Source organism: Massilia sp. IC2-476 (assembly GCF_020707295.1).
Lineage (GTDB): Bacteria > Pseudomonadota > Gammaproteobacteria > Burkholderiales > Burkholderiaceae_D > Telluria.
This window is the reverse complement of sequence record NZ_JAJFER010000006.1, coordinates 312,821-332,999: the sequence shown is the minus strand read 5'-3', so window position 1 is coordinate 332,999 and position 20,179 is coordinate 312,821. Positions and strand designations below refer to the sequence as shown.

The following is a 20,179-nucleotide window of genomic DNA, read 5'->3' as shown; positions in this document are numbered from 1 at the left end:
GGTCAGTAATCCGCCGCAATCCGGTCGCGCCACGCCTGCAGGTGCGGCATCCCCTCCTCCCCCGGCCGGAACTTCAACAAGCCCCGCGCGAACTCCAGCGTGCAGAAGGCCGTGATATCGGCGATCGTGAAGCGCTCTCCCGCCACATAAGGATGTTTGGCCAGCTCGCCATCGAGCCAGCGCGCCGTGGCGCGCATCTTTTGCCCCTGCGCCGCGCCGAAGTCCGGGAACTGCGGCTGCTCGAGCACCGCCAGCCCCGGATGCGTGTGGCGCACGCACAGCGCCGTTTCCAGCATCAGGTGCAGCTCCATGCGGCGGTCCGCCATCTCGATGAAGGCGCGCTCGGTCGCATCCACCCCCATCAGGTTCGGCTCCGGATACAGGCCTTCGAGGTAGGTGCAGATCGCCCGCGTTTCGCTCAGCGCGCGGCCGTCGTCGAGCACCAGCACCGGCACCCGGGCCAGCGGGTTCAGGGCCGTGAATTCGGCCGTGCGGTGGCCGCCGCGATTGAGGTCGATGTCGACCAGCTCGATGCCGTCGATGCCTTTGGCGGCGATGAACATGGTGACGCGGCGCGGATTGGGCGCACGGGGGCTGGTGTACAGGCGCATGAACGGTTTTATTCTTGGGCAGAAGCGCCCATGATAGCGCGGCTCAAACCGATTCGGTCAAGGGCGCGCCCGCCTCCGCGCGCGCAGCGCGCATCCACGCGTCGATGGTCCGCGCATGGCCAGGGGCCATGTGCAGGCCGAGCTTGGAGCGCCGCCACAGCACGTCCTCGGCGCAGGCAGCCCATTCGTGGCGCATCAGGTAGCGCAGTTCGGCCGCGTAGAGGCCGGGCGCCACCGCCTCGCCCAGGTCCAGCATGCCGGTCGCCCCTGCCAGCAGGGTCTCGACACGGGTGCCGTAGGCGCGCCCCCAGCGCTGGGCCAGCTCCGTCGGCAGCCAGGGATGGCGGCGCGCGAAGCCGTCCAGCCAGCGGTCGAATTCGAGCACGCCGCGGCTGTCGGGCAGGCTGCCGAACAGGTCGCCGCCCGGCAACACGGCCTTCCCCGTCCACCCCGGCTGCGCACGACCGAGCGCGCCCGTGACCCAGTCGCCGGCTTCCTCGGCCAGCCGGCGGTAGGTGGTGATCTTGCCGCCAAAGACCGACAGCAGCGGCGCAGCGGACTGGTCGTGCCCGAGCGAATAGTCGCGCGTGGCGGCGCTCGCACTGGCCGCCTCGTCCTCCAGCAGCGGGCGCACGCCCGAATAGCTCCAGACCACGTCGGCGGGCGTGATCTGCTGGCGGAAATAACGATTGGCGAGCTCGCACAGGTAATCCGTCTCGCTGCCGGCGATCGCGACTCTGTCCGGGTCGCCACCGAATTCGACGTCGGTGGTGCCAATCAGGGTGAACGCGCCTTCGTAGGGCATGGCGAAGACGATGCGGCCGTCCGGGTGCTGGAAGATGTAGGCGTACTGGTGGTCGAACAGGCGCGGCACCACGATGTGGCTGCCCTTCACAAGGCGCAGGCGGCGCAGCGGCGCAGCGCCGGTGGCAGCCTGCGCCACCTCGGCCGCCCACGGCCCGGCGGCATTGACCAGGCAGCGCGCCCGCACGCGCCAGCGGCAGTCCGCCTCCACCAGCGTCGCCATCCAGTGTGAGGGATGGCGCTCGAACGCCGTGCAGCGCGTGTGGGTCAGGATGGTGGCCCCGCGCTCGTGGGCGTCGAGTGCGTTCAGCAGCACCAGGCGGGCGTCGTCGACCCAGCCGTCGGAATACACGAAACCGCGCGTGAAGACCGGCTTGAGCGCACCGCCGGCGGGGTGCCCCGCCAGCGCTACTCCACGCGAGGGCGGCAGGAAGGCGCGCGGCGCCAGGCGGTCGTACAGGAACAGGCCGGCGCGGATCAGCCAGGCCGGCCGCTGGGCGCTGTCGTGGGGCATCACGAAGCGCAGCGGTCGCATGATGTGCGGCGCGCTGCACAGCAGCACTTCGCGCTCGGCCAGCGCCTTGCGCACCAGGCCGAATTCGCGGTGCTCGAGGTAGCGCAGGCCGCCGTGGACCAGCTTGCTGGACGCCGAGGAGGTATGCGATCCGAGATCGTCCTTGTCGCACAGGATCACCTTCAGACCGCGCCCGGCCAGGTCGCGCGCGATGCCGGCGCCATTGATGCCGCCGCCGACCACCAGCACGTCGCAATCGAGGCGATCGTTCCGCTTCCCGTCCGCATCCTGCATATCGCCTCCCTTACGCGGGGCTGACCCGCCTGGCCGGTCCAGTGTAGGAGCCCGGTGCGGCGGCGCATTTGCCTGCATCAATTATGCGGAGAATGCGCCAGCCCGTGTGTAAAATCGGCACATGCACAACACCGCCAGCGCCGACGCACTCGCCAATACACGCGCCTGGGTCCGCATGCCTTCAGGAAAGCGCCTGGACCTGCTGAACCCCACTCCCTTCGACTGGGACGACGCCGACCTGGCCCTGGGCCTGGCGCGCACCTATCGCTGGGGCGGGCATTCGGCCTGGCCCCTCCCGCTCTCGGTGGCCCAGCACTCGATCGCCGTCATGCTGCTGCGCCGCGCCATGGCCCCGGCGAGCACGCCGGTGCAGGAATTGCGCGAACTGCTGCACGACGCCGAAGAAGGCCTGCTCGGCTTCGACGCGATCTCGGTGATCAAGCCCTTCCTGGGCGAAGGCTTCCGCGCCCTGACGCAGCGGCTCGAGCACATGGTCTTCCTGCGCTATGGGCTGCCGGCCTGGACCGACAAGGAACACCGGCTGCACAAGCAGGCCGACCGCCTCGCCGCGGCGAGCGAAGCGGTGCACGTGACCGGCTGGACCCGCGACGAAGTGCGGCGCACCCTCAAGATCCGCGCCGACGTGCTGGACCAGGACCCCTTGGCCGCGCATTACGGCTGCACCCCGTGGGAGCCATGGCCGCCCGGCGTCGCGGCGGAGCGCTTCCTGGCCGAACTCGAACGCCTCAAGCGCGAGGCCGGCCATGGCGCATGAGGACGCGATCCGACAGGCGGCCGCGCTCGTGGCCGCTGCCGACGGCTTGCTAATCGCGGCTGGCGCCGGCATGGGCGTGGATTCGGGCCTGCCTGACTTCCGCGGCACCGAGGGCTTCTGGCGCGCCTATCCGCCGCTCGGGCGCCTGGGCCTGGCCTTCCACGAGATCGCCTGCCCCGACGGCTTCGAAACCGACGCGCGCCTGGCTTGGGGCTTCTATGGCCACCGCCTGGCCCTGTACCGCGCAACAAGGCCGCACGCCGGCTTCGGTATCCTGCGCGCGATCGGCACACGCATGGCGCACGGCAGCTTCGTCTTCACCAGCAACGTCGACGGCCAGTTCCAGCGCGCCGGCTTCGCCCCCGATGCGATCGTCGAATACCACGGCTCGATCCACCACCTGCAGTGCACGCGCCCCTGCGTTGATGCCATCTGGCCTGCCGACAGCGTCGCGCCCAGCGTCGACATGGCGCAGTGCCGGCTGGTCTCGGCGTTGCCGCGCTGCCCGCGCTGTGGCGCGATGGCGCGGCCGAACATCCTGATGTTCAATGATGGGGCCTGGCTGCCTGACAGGAGCGAAGCGCAGATGGAGCGCTTCGCGCGCTGGCGCGCGGACCTCAAGCGGCCGGCTGTGATCGAGCTGGGCGCCGGCGTCGACATCCCCTCGGTGCGGCGCATGGCCGAAGCCCAGGGCATGCCCGTCATCCGGATCAATCCACGGGCAGCGGCGGTACGGAACGGTATTGCACTCGAGTTGGGCGCGCTTGCCGCGCTGCGTCTGCTGGCAGAGGCGCTAAACATTGATCCAAGTCAATCTACAAGCTAAGTGCTTGATCCTATTGAACATTCTTCAATATCCACAAGAACTGTGGATAAAGATGTGGAAAAGCACTACTTGACAAGCCGAAACTCCAGTAACGATGCGGGTTTCAACAAATTGCCCGTTCCGCAGGCAAAATGAAAACCTATAAAAATCAATGACTTGGTATAGCACTACTTTCGTGCAGTGTGCACTCCTACAGCAAATTCCTACAAAAGCGCCTCACGGGGGATAAGTCCCTAAAATGGGTCGATCTGCGCTCATTTCCACGCGTTCCTGGCGCGCTCCCTGACCAGCATGCGCACGCTCTCCGGTACCGGCTTGCGCAGCTGCTGGGAATCCGCATCGAGCCAGGTCGTTTCCTCGAAATGCTTGAGCATGGCCGGCGTGATGAAGCGGGTGCGCGCCGCATACACGTGACGGTCGCCCATCGAGGCCTGCTGCTTGATGAAGAAGCGGTGCGGCAGCACCAGCTGCAGGTGCTCGCGGGCGCGCGTCATCGCCACGTACAGCAGGCGCCGTTCTTCCTCGATGTCGTCCTGGTTCCCGGTACTCATGTCCGAAGGGATGCAGCCGTCCACCACGTTCAGCACGTGCACCGACTTCCACTCCTGTCCCTTGCTGGAGTGGATGGTCGACAGGATCAGGTAGTCGTCGTCGAGCAGCGGAGGACCCGCACGGTCGCTGGTGGCCTCGGGCGGGTCGAGCGTGATCTCGGCCAGGAAGCTCTCGCGCGTCGCGTGGCCGCCGGCAAGCTGGGTCAGCTGCTCGACGTCGGCGGCGCGCACCTGGGCGTCGTCGTACATGCGCTCCAGGTGCGGCAAGTACCACGCCTTGACCAGCTCGATGTCCGCCGGCCAGCGCAGGCCCGGCGTGCGCAGGCGCCGGTACAGCGCGCTGAAGGCGGCCCAGTCGTCCTGACTCTTGCCGGGCGCGCCGAAGGCCTCCACCGCCGCCGCCGGATCGGTGGCTTCGCCCACCGCGTCGAGCAGGCGGGTGGCGGTAGCCGGGCCAATCCCCGGGATCAGCTGGGCCACGCGGAAGCCCGCCATGCGCCCATTCGGATTCTGGGCGAAGCGCAGCACCGCCAGCACGTCCTTGATGTGGGCGGCTTCCAGGAATTTCAGGCCGCCGAATTTCACGAAGGGGATGTTCCGACGCATCAGTTCGAGCTCCAGCGCCGCGCTGTGGCTGGCGGCGCGGAACAGCACCGCCTGCGACTTCAGGGCGATGCCCGCCTCGCGATGTTCGAAGATGCGATTGCAGACCCAGCGCGCCTGCTGCGCTTCGTCCGGGATCAGCACCAGCTGCGGCTTCAGGCTGGACGCCTTGTCGGTCCACAGCGTCTTGGCATGGCGCTCCCTGCTGGCTGCGATGACGGCGTTGGAGGCGTCCAGGATCGTCTGGGTCGAGCGGTAGTTGCGCTCGAGCGTGATGAGCGCTGCGGGCTGGGTGAACTGCTTCGGAAAGTCGAGGATGTTGCGCACCGTCGCACCGCGGAAGGCGTAGATCGACTGGGCATCGTCGCCGACCACCATCACGCCCTTCCCGTCCGGCTTCATCCCGGTAATGATGGAGGCCTGCAGGCGGTTGGTGTCCTGGTATTCGTCGACCAGCACGTGGTCGAACAGCGCGCCGATCTCCAGCCCCAGTTCCGGGTCGGCCGCCATCTCGGCCCAGAACAGCAGCAGGTCGTCGTAGTCGAGCACGTTCTGCTCCTGCTTGGCGTCGACATAGGCGCCGAACAGGCGCTTGAGCTGCTCTTCCCATTCGCTGCACCAGGGGAAGGTGGACTGCAGCACCGACGCCAAAGGCTCGCGGCTGTTGACCACGCGCGAGTAGATCGACAGGCAGGTGCCCTTCAGGGGGAATCGCTTCTCCGTGTTCGACAGGCCGATCTCGTGGCGCACCAGTCCCATCAGGTCTTCCGAGTCGCCGCGGTCGTGGATGGTGAAGGATTCGTCCAGGCCAATGCGTCTCGCATACTGGCGCAGCAGGCGCGCGCCGATCGCGTGGAAGGTACCGGCCCAGGGCAGCGTGACCTGGGTCTGCGTCCCGCCCTTGCCGAGCAGCCGCTGCAGCACGCCGCTGGCACGCTGGCCCATCTCGCCGGCGGCGCGGCGCGAAAAGGTCAGCAACAGGATGCGCTGCGGATCGGCGCCCGCCCCGATCAGGCGCGCAACGCGATGTGCCAAGGTATTGGTCTTGCCCGAACCAGCGCCGGCCACCACCAGCAGGGGGCGCACATTGTCGGCGCCGACGTCGTGTTCGACCGCGGCGCGCTGTTCGGCATTCAGGCCGGCGAAGGGATCGTCGGTGGCGGGCTGGTCGAGGACGGCAGACATGGCAGGCAGAACGTGGAAATGCCATACTGTACATTTATCCAGTTCTCTTGTGCAAGTCGAAATTCGGCGCATTGCAAGTACGCGCACGATTGAAAGACGGATTTTCCTTTGATCAGGTCATGGATTACATGCAGAAGTCGTGCTAAGTAGTTAATACTTAAAAAGTTTTCCGGATATCCACAAAGTCTGTGAATAACTATGTGGAAAAGCGGGGGCTTGACATGCCAAACGCGGCCATCCGTGCGGCTTTCAACAATTTGCCTATTGGGAAGGCAGCCCCGATAGCCCCACAAATCAAGGGCTTACGTGGGCCTGTCGCATGCACGCCGCATAAAAATACAAAATTAATATCAGGAATTTTTTGTGCATAAGCCCGGTTCCCTGAACCACGGATGACCCGCACCGCGGGACGCTACGAGTCAGGCGAGCGCCTGGCCCGGGCTGAGCCGGCGTCGCGCAGGGTCGAGCAGCACGCGGGCGATGATGCGTCCATCGACGGCACGCGACTTGAGGTATTCGAGTGCGGACAGGGTGCCGGCAACGCGCATCAGGGCGATGGCGTCGTCCACGATGTCGCGCTGGCGCAGGTCGCGCCGGCTATCGGCGCTACTGGCGCCGTCTGGATTGCTCGGGGAGCTGCAAAGGGAATTCATCGTGCGCCTGACCTTTCTGGACGGAGGGGGTGCGGCTGCACGAAAGTATGGGGGAAGCGCGAACAATGTCAATATCTGATGCGAATCAATCCGTGCGTTCCCGCTTCGTGCTCGGCACCGCACGCGTGCCTGCGCTGCGCCGCCTCTGCCGGGCCGCGCCTACAATGGCCGCGCCAACAACCACTGCGAGGACTCCATGAGCATGCATCCCGATCCCGACCTGAATCCCGGCGATGAAGCGGAACCCGGCACGCCCGGCGCCGGCGAAGACGTGTGCGAAGACTGCGCCGGCAGCGGCAAGGTCGACGGCAAGACCTGCCCCAACTGCGGCGGCAGCGGCAAGGTCATGCGCGGCATTGGCGGAGGCTGAGCCCAAGGCCAATGGACAGGGCGCGCCAGGGGCGGTGATAATTTTCCGATGACTGCTTCGCCTTCCACCGCGCCGTCCGAGCGCTCCCGCCCCAGCTCGCTTGCCGACCTGTTTGTTTCCTTCACCGTCCTGGCCCTGCAGGGCTTCGGCGGCGTGCTGGCGGTCGTGCAGCGCGAGCTCGTCGAGCGCAAGCGCTGGCTGACGCAGGACGAGTTCATCGAAGACTGGGCCGTTGCGCAGATCATGCCGGGGCCGAACGTGGTCAACCTGTCGATCATGATCGGCGCGCGCTGGTTCGGCCCGGCCGGGGCGCTGGTCGCAGTGGCCGGTTTGCTGGTGGTGCCGCTGGCGCTGGTGCTGCTGCTGGCAGCCCTGCACGCGCGTTACGCCGCACATCCCATGGTCGCCGGCGCCCTGCGCGGCATGGCGGCGGTGTCGGCCGGGCTGATCGCGGCGGCCGGCCTGCGCCTGGCCACGGCGCTCGCCCGCAACCCGATTCCCCTGCCCTGGTCGCTTGCCCTGGTCGGCGCCAGCTTCGTGCTGCTGGCCTGGCTGCGTGTGCCGCTGGTGTGGGTGCTGCCGACCGTGGGCGGGTTCGGCTGCCTGCTGGCCTGGCGCCGCTTGCGCGCATGACGGCCCCGCTGGCGCTCGGCTGGCACGACTGGCTGAGCCTGCTCGTCCACTTCCTGATGCTGTCGCTGCTGCAGTTCGGCGGCGCGATCTCCGTCACCGCCGACATGCAGCGCTTCCTGGTGCAGGAGGAAGGCTGGCTGAGCCAGTCGCAGTTCAGCGACGCGATTGCGCTGGCCCAGGCCGCGCCCGGTCCGAACGTGCTGTTCGTGGCGCTGATGGGCTGGCACCTGGGCATGAACACCGGCAGCCTGGCCGCCGCCTTTGCCGGCGTGGCCATGACCATGGCTGCCATCCTGCTGCCCTCCTCCATCCTCAACTACCAGGTTGCCCAGTGGGGCCACCGCAATCGCGAGCGGCGCGCGGTGCGCGCCTTCCGCCTGGGCATGGCGCCGGTCGTGATCGGCATGCTGCTGGCGACCAGCTGGCTGCTTGCCGGCGCCGGTGCGCACCTCGCCGGCTGGCCCACCTGGCTGCTGGCGCTACTGAGCTGCCTGGTCATCTGGCGCACCCGCCTGCACCTGCTGTGGATGCTCGGCGCCGGGGCCCTGGTCGGCGCGCTCGGATTCGTCTGACTGGCAAGCATGCACCGCGCAGGGCATACTTGCGGGATTGACCACTCATCCAGCACAACCATGCCTGAACTGCTCAGCGAACATGCCTGCTTCGGCGGCCTCCAGCGTTTCTACCGTGTCGACTCGAAGGCGATCGGCCTGCCAATGCGCTTTTCCGTCTACCTGCCGCCCGGCGCCGAAGGCAAGCGCCTGCCGGTAGTGTTCTATCTCGCCGGCCTGACCTGCACCGAAGAGACTTTCATGATCAAGGCCGGCGCCCAGCGCATCGCGGCCGAGCAAGGGCTGATCCTGGTCACCCCCGACACCAGCCCGCGCGGCGCCGGCGTGCCGGGCGAGACCGATAACTGGGACTTCGGCGCGGGCGCCGGCTTCTACGTCGACGCGACGCAAGAACCATGGTCGCGGCACTACCGCATGTACAGCCACATCCTGGAGCTGCGCGAACTGGTGCTGGCGAGCTTGCCGGCCGACCCGGCGCGGGTAGGCATCTTCGGCCACTCGATGGGCGGCCATGGCGCCTTGATGATGGCGCTGCGCAATCCCGGGCTGTTCCGCTCGGTATCGGCATTTGCGCCGATCGCCGCGCCCGTGCGCAGCCCCTGGGGCAAGAAGGCCTTCGGCGGCTACCTGGGCGCCGATGAGGCAGCCTGGCGCGCGTACGATGCGACCGAACTGATGAGCGCGATGACGGAAGCGCCTTTCCCCGGCGGGATCCTGATCGACCAGGGCCTGGCCGACAAATTCCTCGCCGAGCAGCTGTATCCGGAAGCCTTCGAGGAAGCCTGCGCCCGCGCCGGCCAGCCGCTCACGCTGCGCCGCCACGAGGGCTACGACCACGGCTACTACTTCATCTCGAGCTTCGTCGAGGATCACCTGCGTTTCCACCGGCGCCTGCTGGGCTGAGGGCGCGACGCGACTACCGGACTCCATGGTCCGCAAAGGCGCTGATGCAGGCACATCGGCGCATCGCAGTGGCGCCTATACTGCCCGTCCCTGGCCGGGCGGGCAGCTGATTCACTACCGGCGCTGCCGCTCCAGCCGTTCAGCCACCAGCGCAGTCACCACGGCCTGCAGCACATGGACGGCCCAACGTTCGCCGGCCTTGCGTGGACCGGCCTTCACCTCGCCTTCCGTAATGCCGAGCACTGGTGCAATGCCGCCGATGTTCACTGCGTAGAGCGCGGAGCCGTACAGCACGCCTAACGCTGTCGGCGACAGGCCGGGAGCCCATTCCCGCAGTTTTGGCAAGGCTGCGCCGAACGCCGCGGATGCGCCGAGGTGGTTGGCGAATTCGACGACGCTCGTGCCAGCGTCTCCAATCACCTCGCGCGATCCGGTCGTGCGATCAATCCAGTCGACCGCGTCGCGGTCCAGGGTCTTGGTCAGCAGTCCGCTCTTGCGGCCTGCAAACATGAACGCGGTCGTCACGACGCCGGCAACGACTCCTCCCAACATGGCTGCTTTGTACTTTTGCATGAGGCTTCCGATCAATATGGTTCAGTAATGGAGTAGCGATCAAGCTCGCTTGGTTCTGGTCAGTTTTCACCATACGTCGGGGAAAGGAAGTCGATCGGTTCGGTGCTGCACCAATGCTGTCTACAGTACCAAGCAATCCTGAACAAGCCTGGGTCAGGTCTGACAATCAGACACGAGCTCAACAATAACAACTGCGTCCAGGCAGAGCTCGTGTCCACATGTCAGACCTGACCCCGGCTGTTTGCCTTCCGCTGTGTGAGCCCGTCCGGCCCGCTTGAAAACTGGCCACCTTCGTCCTATAAATGAACTGCCGGCCCCCGCCGGCCACGTCAATGTTCATCCATGGAGGCCATCATGAATCTCATCAGGAGAGGCAATGCCGCGCTCCCGGCCTACCGCCCTGGTGCCGTCGAGGACCAGTTCGGACGCATGGTCGAGAGCATGTTCCAGGACTTCTTCGCCCCGCTCGCCCAGGGCGGGCAATGGGCAGGCGACGCCGCCGCGACGCCGCGCCTGGACGTCAGCGAAACCGAGAAAACCTACGAAATCCAGGCCGAACTTCCCGGCGTGAACAAGGAGGACGTCAGGGTTTCGGTGGACGGACAGCGCGTCACGATCGAGGCGGAATGCCGCTCGGCAAACGAACGCCGTGAGGGTGAAACCGTGGTGTATGCTGAACGCACCGCACGCAGGTTCATGCGCAGCTTTGCCCTGCCCACCGAAGTCGACGACGGTACGGCTCAGGCACGGCTCGAGAACGGCGTCCTGCAGTTGAGCCTGCCCAAAAAGCAGGGTACTGAAGCACGCCGCCTGACCATCCAGTAGCGTCGCCCGCGCCAAGCGCCGGTTGCGGCGCTGTCCCTGGTCCGCTGACCGCGTTGCGGCGCCCTGCCGCGGCGCGGCGCGGCCGTATTGCATTCGATGATCACGTCCTTCGCTTGCTGCACCATGCCGGATACCGATGGCTACAAGGACCGCACCCACGCCGGCCGCCAGCTGGCGCGCTGCTTGCGTCATCTCACCGGCCAGCCCGAGCTCCTCGTGCTGTGCCTGCCGCGTGGTGGCGTGCCGGTCGCGTTCGAAGTGGCCAGGGCCCTCGGTGCGGAGCTCGATGTGCTGTTGGTGCGCAAGCTGGGCATGCCCCACAACGAGGAATACGCCATGGGTGCGATCGGCAGTGGCGGCGTACGCGTGCTGCAGCCGGGCGTGCCCGGGCTGATGGGGGTGACGCAGGAACAGGTGGAACAGGTAACGGCGCGCGAACTGGCCGAACTCGATCGGCGCAATCGCCTCTACCGGGGCGGGCGGCAGCCGCCGCGGCTGCAGGGGCGCTGCGTGATCCTGGTCGACGACGGCATCGCGACCGGCGCCAGCATGCTGGCCGCGGTCCGGGTCGTGCGCGGTCAGCAGGTGGCGCGGCTGGTGGTGGCGGCGCCGGTGGGTGCGCCCGCTACCCTCGCGCGCCTCGAACGGGAAGCCGACGAAGTCGTCTGCCCGCTCGCACCGCCGCGCTTTCATGCGGTCGGCCAGTACTACCGCGCCTTCGAGCAGACGGACGACGAAGAAGTACAGGATTTGCTGGCGCAGGCGTGGGCAGGCCCCGCCGCCCGGCAAGGCAACCAGGACAACAGAAAGGAGCGGACATGAAACCGATACCAACCGAGACGGGTACCGATATGGGCAACGTGGGCAAATGGCTGGGGGCGGCGGCGGCCGGCGCGCTGCTGATGTACTTGCTTGACCCCGAACGCGGCTCCGCGCGTCGTTCGCGGGCCTATTCCGCGCTGCGCACCGCAGGTAGCCGGACCGGGGCATCGGTCGACCACGCCCTGCACAGCGCCGGCGACCGCCTGGCCGACCTGAAGGACAGCGCCGCCGGCGCATTGGCGCGCGGCGCCGGCCGCCTGCAGGCGCAGGCCGCGCCGGTGATTGAACGCGCCCGCCACGGCGCCCAGGACGCGGCCAGGCGCTTCGAGAACAGCGCCGAACGCCTCAAGGATCGCGCCCAGGAGCGCAACAGCTACGAACGCTACGACAGCTACGCCTCGGACCGCGACGACGGCAACCCGCGCGGCGCCCTGGGACAATGGCTGCGCAGCCTGAGTGGCCGCAAGAGCGAGGTCCACACGGGCTACCAGGAGCGCGCCGACGGCCCGCATCCGGCCCTGGTCGGCGGCGGCATGCTTGGGCTGCTGAGCCTGATGCGGCGCTCGCCCGGCGGCCTGCTGGTCGGCCTGGCCGGCCTCGCCCTGCTCTGGCAGAACAGCCGGCCGAAGACCTATCGTGTCAGCGACAACATGGCGCCGATGCGGGCGCACCCGGACGAGCATGGCCAGGCACCGATGATTCCCCAGGGCGAGCAGGCCGGCAGCCGCTACCTGCATTGAATCTGGGAACCGAGCCATGGCCACCATCACCGACTATGAGACCGGCGCGCTGCGTGCAGCGGCGCGGCCGCTGACCGGCAGCGCGGCCGATTACGACCCGCTGCTCGAGCTCGTCGGCGATGCGCGCTTCGTGCTGCTTGGCGAAGCTACCCATGGCACCGCCGAGTTCTACGACGAACGCGCACGCATCACGCAGCGCCTGATCGAGGAAAAGGGTTTCACGGCCGTCGCCGTCGAAGCCGACTGGCCGGACGCCTGGCGCGTCAACCGCTACGTGCGCGGCGAAGGGCAGGACGCGGACGGGCGCGCCGCCCTGTCCGGCTTCGAGCGCTTTCCTGCCTGGATGTGGCGTAACACCTCGGTGCTGAGTTTTGTGGAATGGCTGCGCAAGCGCAACGATGCGGCCGTAGATAACAAGGCCGGCTTCTACGGACTCGACCTGTACAGCCTGTTTACCTCGATCCAGGAAGTCCTGCGCTACCTGGAAGAAGTCGACCCGGTGGCCGCCGAAGAAACCCGGCGCCGCTACGCCTGCTTCGACCACTACGACCAGGACAGCCAGCACTACGGCTATGCCGCCAGCGTCGGCCTGTCCGCCTCATGCCAGAAAGGCGTCCATGCGGCGCTGCAGGAACTGCAGCAGCGGGCCTTCGACTACATGCAGGCCGATGGCGCCAACCCCGAAGACGCCTTCTTCTACGCACAGCAGAACGCGCGCCTGGTGAAGAACGCGGAAGAGTACTACCGCACCATGTTCCGCGGCCGCATTTCGTCCTGGAACCTGCGCGACAGCCATATGGCCGAAACCCTCGACGCGCTCGCGCGTCACCTTTCACGCGAGGGCAAGCCGGCCAAGATCGTGGTGTGGGAGCACAACTCGCACATCGGCGATGCACGCGCCACCGAGATCGGGCGCCAGGGCGAATGGAACGTGGGCGAACTGGCGCGCAAGGCTTATGGCGAGGACGCCTGCCTGATCGGCTTTACCACCTACGACGGCCGGGTGACGGCCGCGTCCGAATGGGATGGGCCCGCCGAGCACAAGCACGTGCGCCCCGGCATGCCCGGCAGCTACGAGCATCTGCTGCACAGCGTCGGCCTGGATCGCTTCTTCCTGCCGCTGCGCGACCCGGGCCCGACGCGCGACATCCTGATGGAAGAACGGCTCGAGCGCGCCATCGGGGTGCTCTACCTGCCGCGCACCGAGCGCCACAGCCACTACTTCATGGCCCAGCTGCCGCGCCAGTTCGACGCCGTGATCCACATCGACCGCAGCAGCGCGGTGACGCCGCTCGACGCCACCAGCGGCTGGCATTCGGACGAACCGCCGGAGACCTATCCGCAGGGGTTTTAGCAGTTCGCCCAGAACTTGTTTAACTCTACACGGTCTCATTTAGTATGACGACCGCGGCTACCACTAGGAACCCATGCTCGTAGCGCACCGCATTCGGCTTGCCCCGAGCAACGTGCAGGCGGCCTACCTGGCGCGCGCCGCTGGTGTGGCCCGGTTTGCCTACAACTGGGCGCTGGCCGAGTGGAAGCGGCAGTACGAAGCTGGCAAGCTCGACCAGGCGTTGCCGAAGCCGAGCGAAGCGGCCCTGCGCCGCCAGCTCAATGCCATCAAGCGTGAACAATTCCCCTGGATGCTCGAGGTGACCAAGAACGCGCCGCAGATGGCGATCATGCAGCAGGGTGAGGCTTTCAAGAATTTCTTCGAACGGCGGGCGCGCTACCCGGCCTTCCGAAAGAAGGGCCAGCACGACCGTTTCAGCTTGACCAACGACCAGTTCCGCCTCGAGGGCAAGAAGCTCCGGATTCCCCGGCTGGGGTGGGTGCGCATGCGCGAAGCCCTGCGTTTCGCGGGCCGGATCATCGCGGCCACCATCTCCCGCACCGCCGGCCACTGGTACGCCAGCATCACCGTCGATACAGAGCACCCATCCTTGCCGCCTGCCGAGAACCAAGGCGCGGTGGGGGTGGACTTGGGCATCGCGGCGCTGGCCACCCTGTCGACCGGGGAGAAGCGGGCGGGGCCGAAGGCGCTGCGCTTCCTGCTGGGGCACGTGCGCCGCCTGTCTCGGGCGCTGTCGCGCAAGGTCAAGGGCTCGCGTAATCAGGCCAGGGCCAGGCTGAAGCTGGCCAGACTGCATGAGCGGATCGCCAACATCCGCCGTGACAGCCTGCATCAACTCAGCACCAGCATCGCGCGGCGCTTTCACACGATCGGCATCGAAGATCTTAACGTGAAAGGGATGATGGCCAATTCCCGCCTGGCGCGCGCCATTGCCGACATGGGTTTTTACGAACTGCGTCGCCAACTCGAGTACAAGTCGGCATGGCGGGGCGGGCAGGTGGTCGTCGCCGACCGATGGTTCGCGAGCAGTCGCTTGTGCTCTTGCTGCGGCTACAAGCACGAAGCGCTCGGTTTGGGAATAAGGCAATGGACCTGCCCGGGTTGCAAGACGCAACACGACCGCGACATCAATGCGGCCATCAACCTGAAGAACATGGCGGTGAGTTCCACCGTCGCTGCCTGTGAAGGGGAAGGCGCTGGCCTTGGGCGTGAGCACAAGGCGAAACCGGCCCCGGTGAAGCAGGAATCCAACAGCAAAGCCTGCTCTGCATAACTTTGCGTAAGTTTGGAGGAACGGTTTGTGACGAGGCCAGGAGATTGTGAGCTGGTCCACCGGACCAGATCAGACCTCGAAGACCGCATACCCGTTCCTCCCCTTCCCCTTGGCGGCATACAGCGCGCTGTCGGCCGCCGCCAGCAACTGCTCCTGCGTTTGCCGCGGCTGCGACAACGCCAGGCCGATGCTGGTCGAGGACTGCACCAGCCCCGTACTGGTACGGAAGGGCACGCGCATCGCCTCGACGATCTTGGCTGCGATGCGCTCCGCTTCGGCACGCGTGCCGATCTCCTCGAGGATGACCACGAACTCGTCGCCCGACAGGCGCGCCGGGGTGTCGGTGGCGCGCACGCCCACCGTCAGGCGGCGCGCGAATTCCTTCAGCACTTCGTCGCCCACGCCGTGGCCGTGGGTATCGTTGATGCGCTTGAAGTGGTCGATGTCGAGGTAGGCCAGGGCCAGCGGCTTGTGGCTCCGGCGCGCGCGGTCGAGCGCGTGCTGCAGGGTCTCGCCGAACATGCGCCGGTTGGCGATCCCGGTCAGGGTGTCGACGCGGGCCAGCTGCAAGAGCTGTTCCTCGACTTCCTTCACATGGGTCATGTCGTGCACCAGCGAGTACACGCCCGCCACGCTGCCGTCCGGCTGGTGGTCGGGGATGTAGGTCGCCTGCAGGATGCGCGGTTCGCCGCGTACGGGAATCCGCAGCTCGTGCGTGACCGACTGGCCGCCAAAGGCCTGCTCCAGGTGCGGCGAGATGTCGGCCGCCGCGTCAGGCCCCACCAGCCGGGCCAGCGGCATGCCGATCAGCTTCTTTGGGTCGACACCGAACCATTTTTCATAGGTGGCGTTGCCGAAGCGGTAGCAGTGCTCGCGGTCGATGTACGAGATCAGGACCGGCAGGTTATCGGTGATCATGCGCAGGCGCTTCTCGCTGGCGGCGCGGTCGCGGTCTGCCTGCTCGCGCTCGGCCATCAGGGCGTGAAAGGCGCGTCCCAGCTCGCCGATCTCGTCGTGCCGTCCGTCGCGCAGCACCTCGATCCCGGCGCCGTCGTGGCGGATCGCGGCGACGCTGTCGCTCAGGTCCTGCAGTGGCGCCAGCAGGCGGAACACCAGCACCCAGGCCAGCAGGCCGGCCGCCAGCGCCAGTCCGCCGGCGCTGAAGAAGGCGTTGCGGCGCATCGCATCCATCGGCGCAAAGGCTTCCGCGCTCGGGTAGCGCGCCGCCAGGATCCAGCCAGTCGTGCGCAGGCGCTTGTAGGCGTAGATGGAGTCGCTGCCGTCCTTGCTGCGCGTCTCCAGCCAGCCTTCGAATCCGGCCAGGGCGCGGTCGGTGCCCTGATTCACGCCCGGGGTGCTGCCGACATGCTGGAACAGGCGCGATTCGTCCGGGTGATCGATGATCACGCCGTCCGCCGTCATCAGGAACAGGTAGCCGGTCTTGCCCGGCTTGAGGGTGCTGATCTGGCGCAGGAAGCCGGAGCGGCGCAGGTCCACGCTGCCGGTCAGCACCGCGGCCACCTTGCCTGCCGCATCCAGCACGGGCGCGCTGAACACCACGATATGGTTGCCGGTCAGGCGGCTGCGGATCGGCCGCGAGATCGTGCCCTTGCGCTTGTCGAGCGCACGCTCGAAGTAGTCGGAGCCACGCGCGTTCAGGACCGTCGGCCCAGGCAGCTCGCGCAGCGACAGCTGCATCTCGCCGGTAGCGTCGAACACGACCAGGTTGAGGTACTCGTCGGCGCCCCACAAGCGCACCTGGTCGGCCAGGAAGGGCTTGAGCGCGGCCCAGTCGGTACGCAGGCGCGGCGGGATGCCGGCGGCGAGCGCCTCGACCTGGCCCAGGCGCGCCGCCAGCCGATCGTCCATGAACGAAGCGGCGCCCGACAACAGGGTGTATTGCTGGTCGCCGATCACGGACTTCATGCCGCGCTCCGACACCGACAGGGTCGACAGCGTGACCAGCAGCGTAGCGGCGAACACCAGCACGGCTGCCACGGAGGCCAGCCGGAGCTTGAGATTCGCCGACGCCAGGCGCACAGCTCGATTGCTCATGAAATATGATGAAACTGATCAGCAGAATTACAAAGTATTACATATTTCTGCTTGCCACCCTGTCTCATACTTCAAAGAAACGTCAATATTGTTGAGAGCGGTTGATTCGATTAGCATGTCGCATTCCCTTCTCCGTCATGACGAGGCCCCATGAGTAAATATACGCTGCACATCAACGGCAAGGCGCAGGCCGTCGACGTCGAACCCGACACGCCCTTGCTGTGGGCTCTGCGCGACACTCTGGGCCTCGTCGGCACCAAATATGGCTGCGGCCTCGGTCAGTGCGGCGCCTGTACCGTGCACATCGACGGCGTGCCGGCGCGCGCCTGCCTGACCCCGGTCTCGAGCCTGGGCCAGCAGAAGATCACGACCATCGAGGGCCTCGACGCAAAAGCCCAGCATCCGCTGCAGCAGGCCTGGCAGGAGCTGGACGTGCCCCAGTGCGGCTATTGCCAGGCTGGCCAGATCATGAGCGCCTGCCACCTCCTCAAGCAGCACCCGAAGCCGACCGACGCCCAGATCGACGAAGCGATGGCGGGCAACCTGTGCCGCTGCGCCACCTATACCCGGATCCGCGCCGGCATCCACCGCGCGGCCGATATCGCTGCACAGTCCGCCGCCAATGGAAAGGGAAAGAAATGACGGCCCCGCTCTCCGCTTCCCGCCGCAGCTTCCTGCGCACCAGCGCCGTCGGCGGCGCCTTCATGCTCGGCATGTCGGCCGAAGGCGCCCTGGCGGCGACCGCGCGCGCCGCATCCGGCCCGGACTTCACGCCGAACGCCTTTATTCGCATCGGCCGCGACGGCCGCGTCACCCTGATTTCCAAGCAGCCCGAAATCGGCCAGGGCATCAAGACCTCGCTGCCGATGGTCATCGCCGAGCAGCTCGAGGTCGATTGGAAGGACGTGCGCATTGTCCAGGGCGACCTCGATACCGCCCAGTACGGCCCACAGGGCGCCGGCGGCTCGACCTCGACCCCGACCAACTACGAGAACTTCCACCGCCTCGGCGCCGCCGCGCGCATGATGCTGGTGCAGGCTGCGGCCAACACCTGGCGCGTCCCGGTCTCCGAATGCGCCGCCCGCAACGGCGCGGTGGTGCACGGTCCGAGCAAGCGCCGTCTTGGCTACGGCGCGCTGGTGGACGCCGCTGCGAAACTGCCGGTGCCGGAAGCTGGCCAGATCATGCTGAAGGACCCATCCACCTACAAGCTGCTGGGCACCCGCATCGGCGGCGTCGACAACGCCGCCATCGTCAGTGGCAAGCCGCTGTTCGGCATCGACGTGCGCCTGCCGGGCATGCTGTACGCCGTGTACGCCAAGTGTCCGGTGTTCGGCGGCAAGCCGGTGAGCGCCAACCTGGAGGCGATCAAGGCGATGCCGGGCGTGAAGGATGCCTTCATCGTCGAAGGCACCGCTAACCTGAACGGCCTGCGTCCGGGCGTGGCCATCGTCGCCACCTCGACCTGGGCGGCGATGCGCGCGCGCCGCGAACTACAGGTGGTGTGGGACGAAGGCGAAGGCGCGAATCACAGCTGGGCCGACTTCACGGCCCAGGCCCAGGCCGCCTCCAAAAAAGCAGGCGCGGCGACGGTCCGCAAGGACGGCGACGTACCGGCAGCCCTGGCCAAGGCCAGCAAGGTGGTCGAAGGCGCCTACAGCTACCCCTTCATCTCGCATGCCAGCATGGAGCCGCAGAACTGCACCGCCTGGGCCAAGGAAGATGGCAGCCTGGAGCTGTGGGCGCCGACCCAGAACCCGGGTTCCGGCCAGGCGCTGGTAACGACCACCTTCGGCATCCCGAAGGAAAAGATTACGTTGCACATCATCCGCAGCGGCGGCGGCTTCGGCCGGCGCCTCAGCTCGGACTTCATCGTCGAAGCGACGGCCATTGCGAAGAAAGTGGCAGCGCCGGTCAAACTGACCTGGACCCGCGAAGACGACCTGCAGCACGACCATTTCCGCCCGGGTGGCTTCCACTTCCTGCGCGGCGGCGTCGACGCATCTGGCAAGCCGGTCGCCTGGCACAACCACTTCGTGACCTTCGCCAACCGCGTCGAGCGCGAGGGAAAAAGCGTACTGCAGCCGGGCAGCGGCGGCAACCTGTTTGCCGACGAGTTCCCGGGACGCTGGTTAGAGAACTGCCTGTTCGAGCAGACCGTGCTGGAATGCCGCATCCCAATGGGGCCGTGGCGCGCACCGGGCAGCTGCGTGTTTTCCTGGGTGCTGCACAGCTTCATCGACGAGCTGGCGCATGCGGGCGGACGCGATCCGCTGGAATTCCGCCTCGAACTGCTGGGCAACAAGGACTTCATGCCGGCCAGCAGCGAGCGCGGCCTGCCCTACGACGTCAAGCGCATGCGCAATGTGCTGGTCGAAGTGGCCCAGCGCGCCGGCTGGGGCAAGAAGCAGTTCCCGCGCGGCCAGGGCCAGGGCATCGCCTTCCACTTCAGCCATCGCGGCTATGTGGCGCAGGTGGCCGAGGTCACTGTGTCGCGCGACGGCAAGCTGAAGGTGGACCGGGTGGTGGTGGCGGCCGACGTCGGCGCGCAGATCGTCAACCTGTCGGGCGCCGAGAACCAGGTGGAAGGTTCGGTCATCGACGGCCTGTCGACCATGATGTTCCCGGAACTGAACATCGAGAAGGGCCGCATCGTGCAGAGCAACTTCCACGATTACCAGCTGCTGCGCATGCCGGACACCCCAACCAGGATCGAAACGCACTTCATCAAGACCGACAACCCGGTGACGGGCCTGGGCGAACCTGCCCTGCCGCCGCTGGCGCCGGCCGTGTGCAATGCGATCTTTGCCGCCACGGGCAAGCGCGTGCGCCAGCTGCCGCTCAGCAAGACCGATCTCAGCTGGAGCTGAGGACCGAGGCGGGCGGGGTCTCTCGCCCGCCCAGCTTCAATGGCGGTGCGCGGGATCGTTGTCCTTGGCGCCGTGGTAGTCGAGAATCGACGCCGCCTTGTCCAGCCGCGACTCGTCGGCGGTCACGGTGACCACGCACTTGCCGATTTCCAGCCCCGGCGTGTACACATCCTTGTAGTCGGTGCCGCCTTTTACTCCGGGCGAATCGCCGACCGTGAAATTGGCCTCGGAAGGACCGGCTTCGTCGCCGGTATGGCTGATCTCGATGCCGTCCCGCTCGAAGCCCGCGTCCAGCAGCGCCTGGCGTGCCCGTTCGGCGTCCTGGACATTGTCGATCACGCGTACGATCTGCTTGTTCATGCTGCCTCCTTCG

Annotated in this window: 20 protein-coding genes; 13 read left to right on the top strand and 7 right to left on the bottom strand. The window is 67.0% G+C overall.

Annotated features, from left to right (window positions below; genetic code table 11):
* Positions 1–2: 2 nt before the first annotated feature.
* A complete protein-coding gene (locus LK539_RS17645; protein ID WP_227802359.1) occupies positions 3–611 on the bottom strand; it encodes a glutathione S-transferase family protein in 609 nt (202 codons plus the stop codon).
* 43 nt (positions 612–654) lie between these two features.
* Positions 655–2,223 (bottom strand): glycerol-3-phosphate dehydrogenase, encoded by a 1,569-nt coding sequence (glpD, locus tag LK539_RS17640; RefSeq protein ID WP_227802358.1) that lies wholly within the window; start codon positions 2,221–2,223, stop codon positions 655–657.
* A 121-nt stretch (positions 2,224–2,344) separates the two neighbouring features.
* Here glpD and LK539_RS17635 point away from each other — a divergent pair, with 121 nt between their 5' ends.
* Complete coding sequence (locus LK539_RS17635; RefSeq protein WP_227802357.1) at positions 2,345–2,998, top strand: phosphohydrolase; 654 nt, start codon at positions 2,345–2,347, stop codon at positions 2,996–2,998.
* Positions 2,988–3,824, top strand: coding sequence for a Sir2 family NAD-dependent protein deacetylase (locus LK539_RS17630; protein WP_227802356.1), 837 nt, complete (start codon positions 2,988–2,990; stop codon positions 3,822–3,824). The genes LK539_RS17635 and LK539_RS17630 overlap by 11 nt, the downstream gene beginning before the upstream one ends.
* 254 nt (positions 3,825–4,078) lie before the next feature.
* Here the strand turns inward: LK539_RS17630 and LK539_RS17625 are convergent, their stop codons facing one another.
* Together LK539_RS17625 and LK539_RS17620 are read right to left on the bottom strand one after the other, a co-directional pair.
* Positions 4,079–6,163: an ATP-dependent helicase gene (locus LK539_RS17625; RefSeq protein ID WP_227802355.1), complete on the bottom strand. Its 2,085-nt coding sequence runs from the start codon at positions 6,161–6,163 to the stop codon at positions 4,079–4,081.
* 419 nt (positions 6,164–6,582) lie between these two features.
* Entirely contained in the window at positions 6,583–6,816 is a 234-nt protein-coding gene (locus LK539_RS17620; protein WP_227802354.1) for a hypothetical protein, read from the bottom strand.
* A gap of 196 nt (positions 6,817–7,012) precedes the next feature.
* Here LK539_RS17620 and LK539_RS17615 point away from each other — a divergent pair, with 196 nt between their 5' ends.
* The 4 genes from LK539_RS17615 to fghA are packed head-to-tail and all read left to right on the top strand — an operon-like array spanning position 7,013 to position 9,294.
* Positions 7,013–7,186 (top strand): hypothetical protein, encoded by a 174-nt coding sequence (locus LK539_RS17615; RefSeq protein ID WP_227802353.1) that lies wholly within the window; start codon positions 7,013–7,015, stop codon positions 7,184–7,186.
* A gap of 48 nt (positions 7,187–7,234) precedes the next feature.
* The gene (locus LK539_RS17610) at positions 7,235–7,819 is read left to right on the top strand and encodes a chromate transporter (RefSeq protein ID WP_227802352.1); all 585 of its coding nucleotides are present in this window, start codon (positions 7,235–7,237) and stop codon (positions 7,817–7,819) included.
* Complete coding sequence (locus tag LK539_RS17605; protein ID WP_227802351.1) at positions 7,816–8,391, top strand: chromate transporter; 576 nt, start codon at positions 7,816–7,818, stop codon at positions 8,389–8,391. The genes LK539_RS17610 and LK539_RS17605 overlap by 4 nt, the downstream gene beginning before the upstream one ends.
* Before the next feature lie 60 nt (positions 8,392–8,451).
* Positions 8,452–9,294 carry an S-formylglutathione hydrolase gene (gene fghA, locus LK539_RS17600; RefSeq protein ID WP_227802350.1) on the top strand — a complete coding sequence of 281 codons (843 nt, stop codon included), beginning with the start codon at positions 8,452–8,454 and terminating at the stop codon, positions 9,292–9,294.
* Between the two features lie 114 nt (positions 9,295–9,408).
* Here the strand turns inward: fghA and LK539_RS17595 are convergent, their stop codons facing one another.
* Entirely contained in the window at positions 9,409–9,867 is a 459-nt protein-coding gene (locus tag LK539_RS17595) for a hypothetical protein (RefSeq protein ID WP_227802349.1), read from the bottom strand.
* A gap of 354 nt (positions 9,868–10,221) precedes the next feature.
* Between LK539_RS17595 and LK539_RS17590 the strand changes: the two genes are divergently transcribed.
* The 5 genes from LK539_RS17590 to LK539_RS17570 all read left to right on the top strand — a co-directional run bounded on the left by LK539_RS17590 (position 10,222) and on the right by LK539_RS17570 (position 14,881).
* Positions 10,222–10,692, top strand: coding sequence for an Hsp20/alpha crystallin family protein (locus LK539_RS17590; RefSeq protein ID WP_227802348.1), 471 nt, complete (start codon positions 10,222–10,224; stop codon positions 10,690–10,692).
* Positions 10,693–10,788: 96 nt separating this feature from the next.
* Positions 10,789–11,514, top strand: a complete 726-nt coding sequence (locus LK539_RS17585; protein WP_227802413.1) for a phosphoribosyltransferase — start codon at positions 10,789–10,791, stop codon at positions 11,512–11,514.
* Positions 11,511–12,254: a hypothetical protein gene (locus tag LK539_RS17580; RefSeq protein ID WP_227802347.1), complete on the top strand. Its 744-nt coding sequence runs from the start codon at positions 11,511–11,513 to the stop codon at positions 12,252–12,254. Before LK539_RS17585 ends, LK539_RS17580 begins: the two co-directional genes overlap by 4 nt.
* 16 nt (positions 12,255–12,270) lie before the next feature.
* Entirely contained in the window at positions 12,271–13,608 is a 1,338-nt protein-coding gene (locus LK539_RS17575) for an erythromycin esterase family protein (protein WP_227802346.1), read from the top strand.
* A gap of 73 nt (positions 13,609–13,681) precedes the next feature.
* Positions 13,682–14,881, top strand: coding sequence for a transposase (locus LK539_RS17570; RefSeq protein ID WP_227802345.1), 1,200 nt, complete (start codon positions 13,682–13,684; stop codon positions 14,879–14,881).
* A 69-nt stretch (positions 14,882–14,950) separates the two neighbouring features.
* On the opposite strand, the gene LK539_RS17565 is transcribed toward LK539_RS17570, so the two are convergent.
* The gene (locus tag LK539_RS17565; RefSeq protein ID WP_227802344.1) at positions 14,951–16,936 is read right to left on the bottom strand and encodes a diguanylate cyclase domain-containing protein; all 1,986 of its coding nucleotides are present in this window, start codon (positions 16,934–16,936) and stop codon (positions 14,951–14,953) included.
* Positions 16,937–17,086: 150 nt separating this feature from the next.
* Between LK539_RS17565 and LK539_RS17560 the strand changes: the two genes are divergently transcribed.
* Together LK539_RS17560 and LK539_RS17555 are read left to right on the top strand one after the other, a co-directional pair.
* Positions 17,087–17,578 carry a (2Fe-2S)-binding protein gene (locus LK539_RS17560; protein ID WP_227802343.1) on the top strand — a complete coding sequence of 164 codons (492 nt, stop codon included), beginning with the start codon at positions 17,087–17,089 and terminating at the stop codon, positions 17,576–17,578.
* Positions 17,575–19,806, top strand: a complete 2,232-nt coding sequence (locus LK539_RS17555) for a xanthine dehydrogenase family protein molybdopterin-binding subunit (RefSeq protein WP_227802342.1) — start codon at positions 17,575–17,577, stop codon at positions 19,804–19,806. Before LK539_RS17560 ends, LK539_RS17555 begins: the two co-directional genes overlap by 4 nt.
* A 36-nt stretch (positions 19,807–19,842) precedes the next feature.
* Here the strand turns inward: LK539_RS17555 and LK539_RS17550 are convergent, their stop codons facing one another.
* A complete protein-coding gene (locus LK539_RS17550; RefSeq protein ID WP_227802341.1) occupies positions 19,843–20,166 on the bottom strand; it encodes a hypothetical protein in 324 nt (107 codons plus the stop codon).
* Between the last annotated feature and the right edge of the window lie 13 nt (positions 20,167–20,179).

Excerpts from the sequence above, each read along its gene's own strand:
- LK539_RS17645 (WP_227802359.1), bottom strand. The coding sequence starts at position 611 with ATGCGCCTGTACACCAGCCCCCGTGCGCCCAATCCGCGCCGCGTCACC.
- glpD (WP_227802358.1), bottom strand. The coding sequence starts at position 2,223 with ATGCAGGATGCGGACGGGAAGCGGAACGATCGCCTCGATTGCGACGTG.
- LK539_RS17635 (WP_227802357.1), top strand. The coding sequence starts at position 2,345 with ATGCACAACACCGCCAGCGCCGACGCACTCGCCAATACACGCGCCTGG.
- LK539_RS17630 (WP_227802356.1), top strand. The coding sequence starts at position 2,988 with ATGGCGCATGAGGACGCGATCCGACAGGCGGCCGCGCTCGTGGCCGCT.
- LK539_RS17625 (WP_227802355.1), bottom strand. The coding sequence starts at position 6,163 with ATGTCTGCCGTCCTCGACCAGCCCGCCACCGACGATCCCTTCGCCGGC.
- LK539_RS17620 (WP_227802354.1), bottom strand. The coding sequence starts at position 6,816 with ATGAATTCCCTTTGCAGCTCCCCGAGCAATCCAGACGGCGCCAGTAGC.
- LK539_RS17615 (WP_227802353.1), top strand. The coding sequence starts at position 7,013 with ATGAGCATGCATCCCGATCCCGACCTGAATCCCGGCGATGAAGCGGAA.
- LK539_RS17610 (WP_227802352.1), top strand. The coding sequence starts at position 7,235 with ATGACTGCTTCGCCTTCCACCGCGCCGTCCGAGCGCTCCCGCCCCAGC.
- LK539_RS17605 (WP_227802351.1), top strand. The coding sequence starts at position 7,816 with ATGACGGCCCCGCTGGCGCTCGGCTGGCACGACTGGCTGAGCCTGCTC.
- fghA (WP_227802350.1), top strand. The coding sequence starts at position 8,452 with ATGCCTGAACTGCTCAGCGAACATGCCTGCTTCGGCGGCCTCCAGCGT.
- LK539_RS17595 (WP_227802349.1), bottom strand. The coding sequence starts at position 9,867 with ATGCAAAAGTACAAAGCAGCCATGTTGGGAGGAGTCGTTGCCGGCGTC.
- LK539_RS17590 (WP_227802348.1), top strand. The coding sequence starts at position 10,222 with ATGAATCTCATCAGGAGAGGCAATGCCGCGCTCCCGGCCTACCGCCCT.
- LK539_RS17585 (WP_227802413.1), top strand. The coding sequence starts at position 10,789 with ATGATCACGTCCTTCGCTTGCTGCACCATGCCGGATACCGATGGCTAC.
- LK539_RS17580 (WP_227802347.1), top strand. The coding sequence starts at position 11,511 with ATGAAACCGATACCAACCGAGACGGGTACCGATATGGGCAACGTGGGC.
- LK539_RS17575 (WP_227802346.1), top strand. The coding sequence starts at position 12,271 with ATGGCCACCATCACCGACTATGAGACCGGCGCGCTGCGTGCAGCGGCG.
- LK539_RS17570 (WP_227802345.1), top strand. The coding sequence starts at position 13,682 with ATGCTCGTAGCGCACCGCATTCGGCTTGCCCCGAGCAACGTGCAGGCG.
- LK539_RS17565 (WP_227802344.1), bottom strand. The coding sequence starts at position 16,936 with ATGAGCAATCGAGCTGTGCGCCTGGCGTCGGCGAATCTCAAGCTCCGG.
- LK539_RS17560 (WP_227802343.1), top strand. The coding sequence starts at position 17,087 with ATGAGTAAATATACGCTGCACATCAACGGCAAGGCGCAGGCCGTCGAC.
- LK539_RS17555 (WP_227802342.1), top strand. The coding sequence starts at position 17,575 with ATGACGGCCCCGCTCTCCGCTTCCCGCCGCAGCTTCCTGCGCACCAGC.
- LK539_RS17550 (WP_227802341.1), bottom strand. The coding sequence starts at position 20,166 with ATGAACAAGCAGATCGTACGCGTGATCGACAATGTCCAGGACGCCGAA.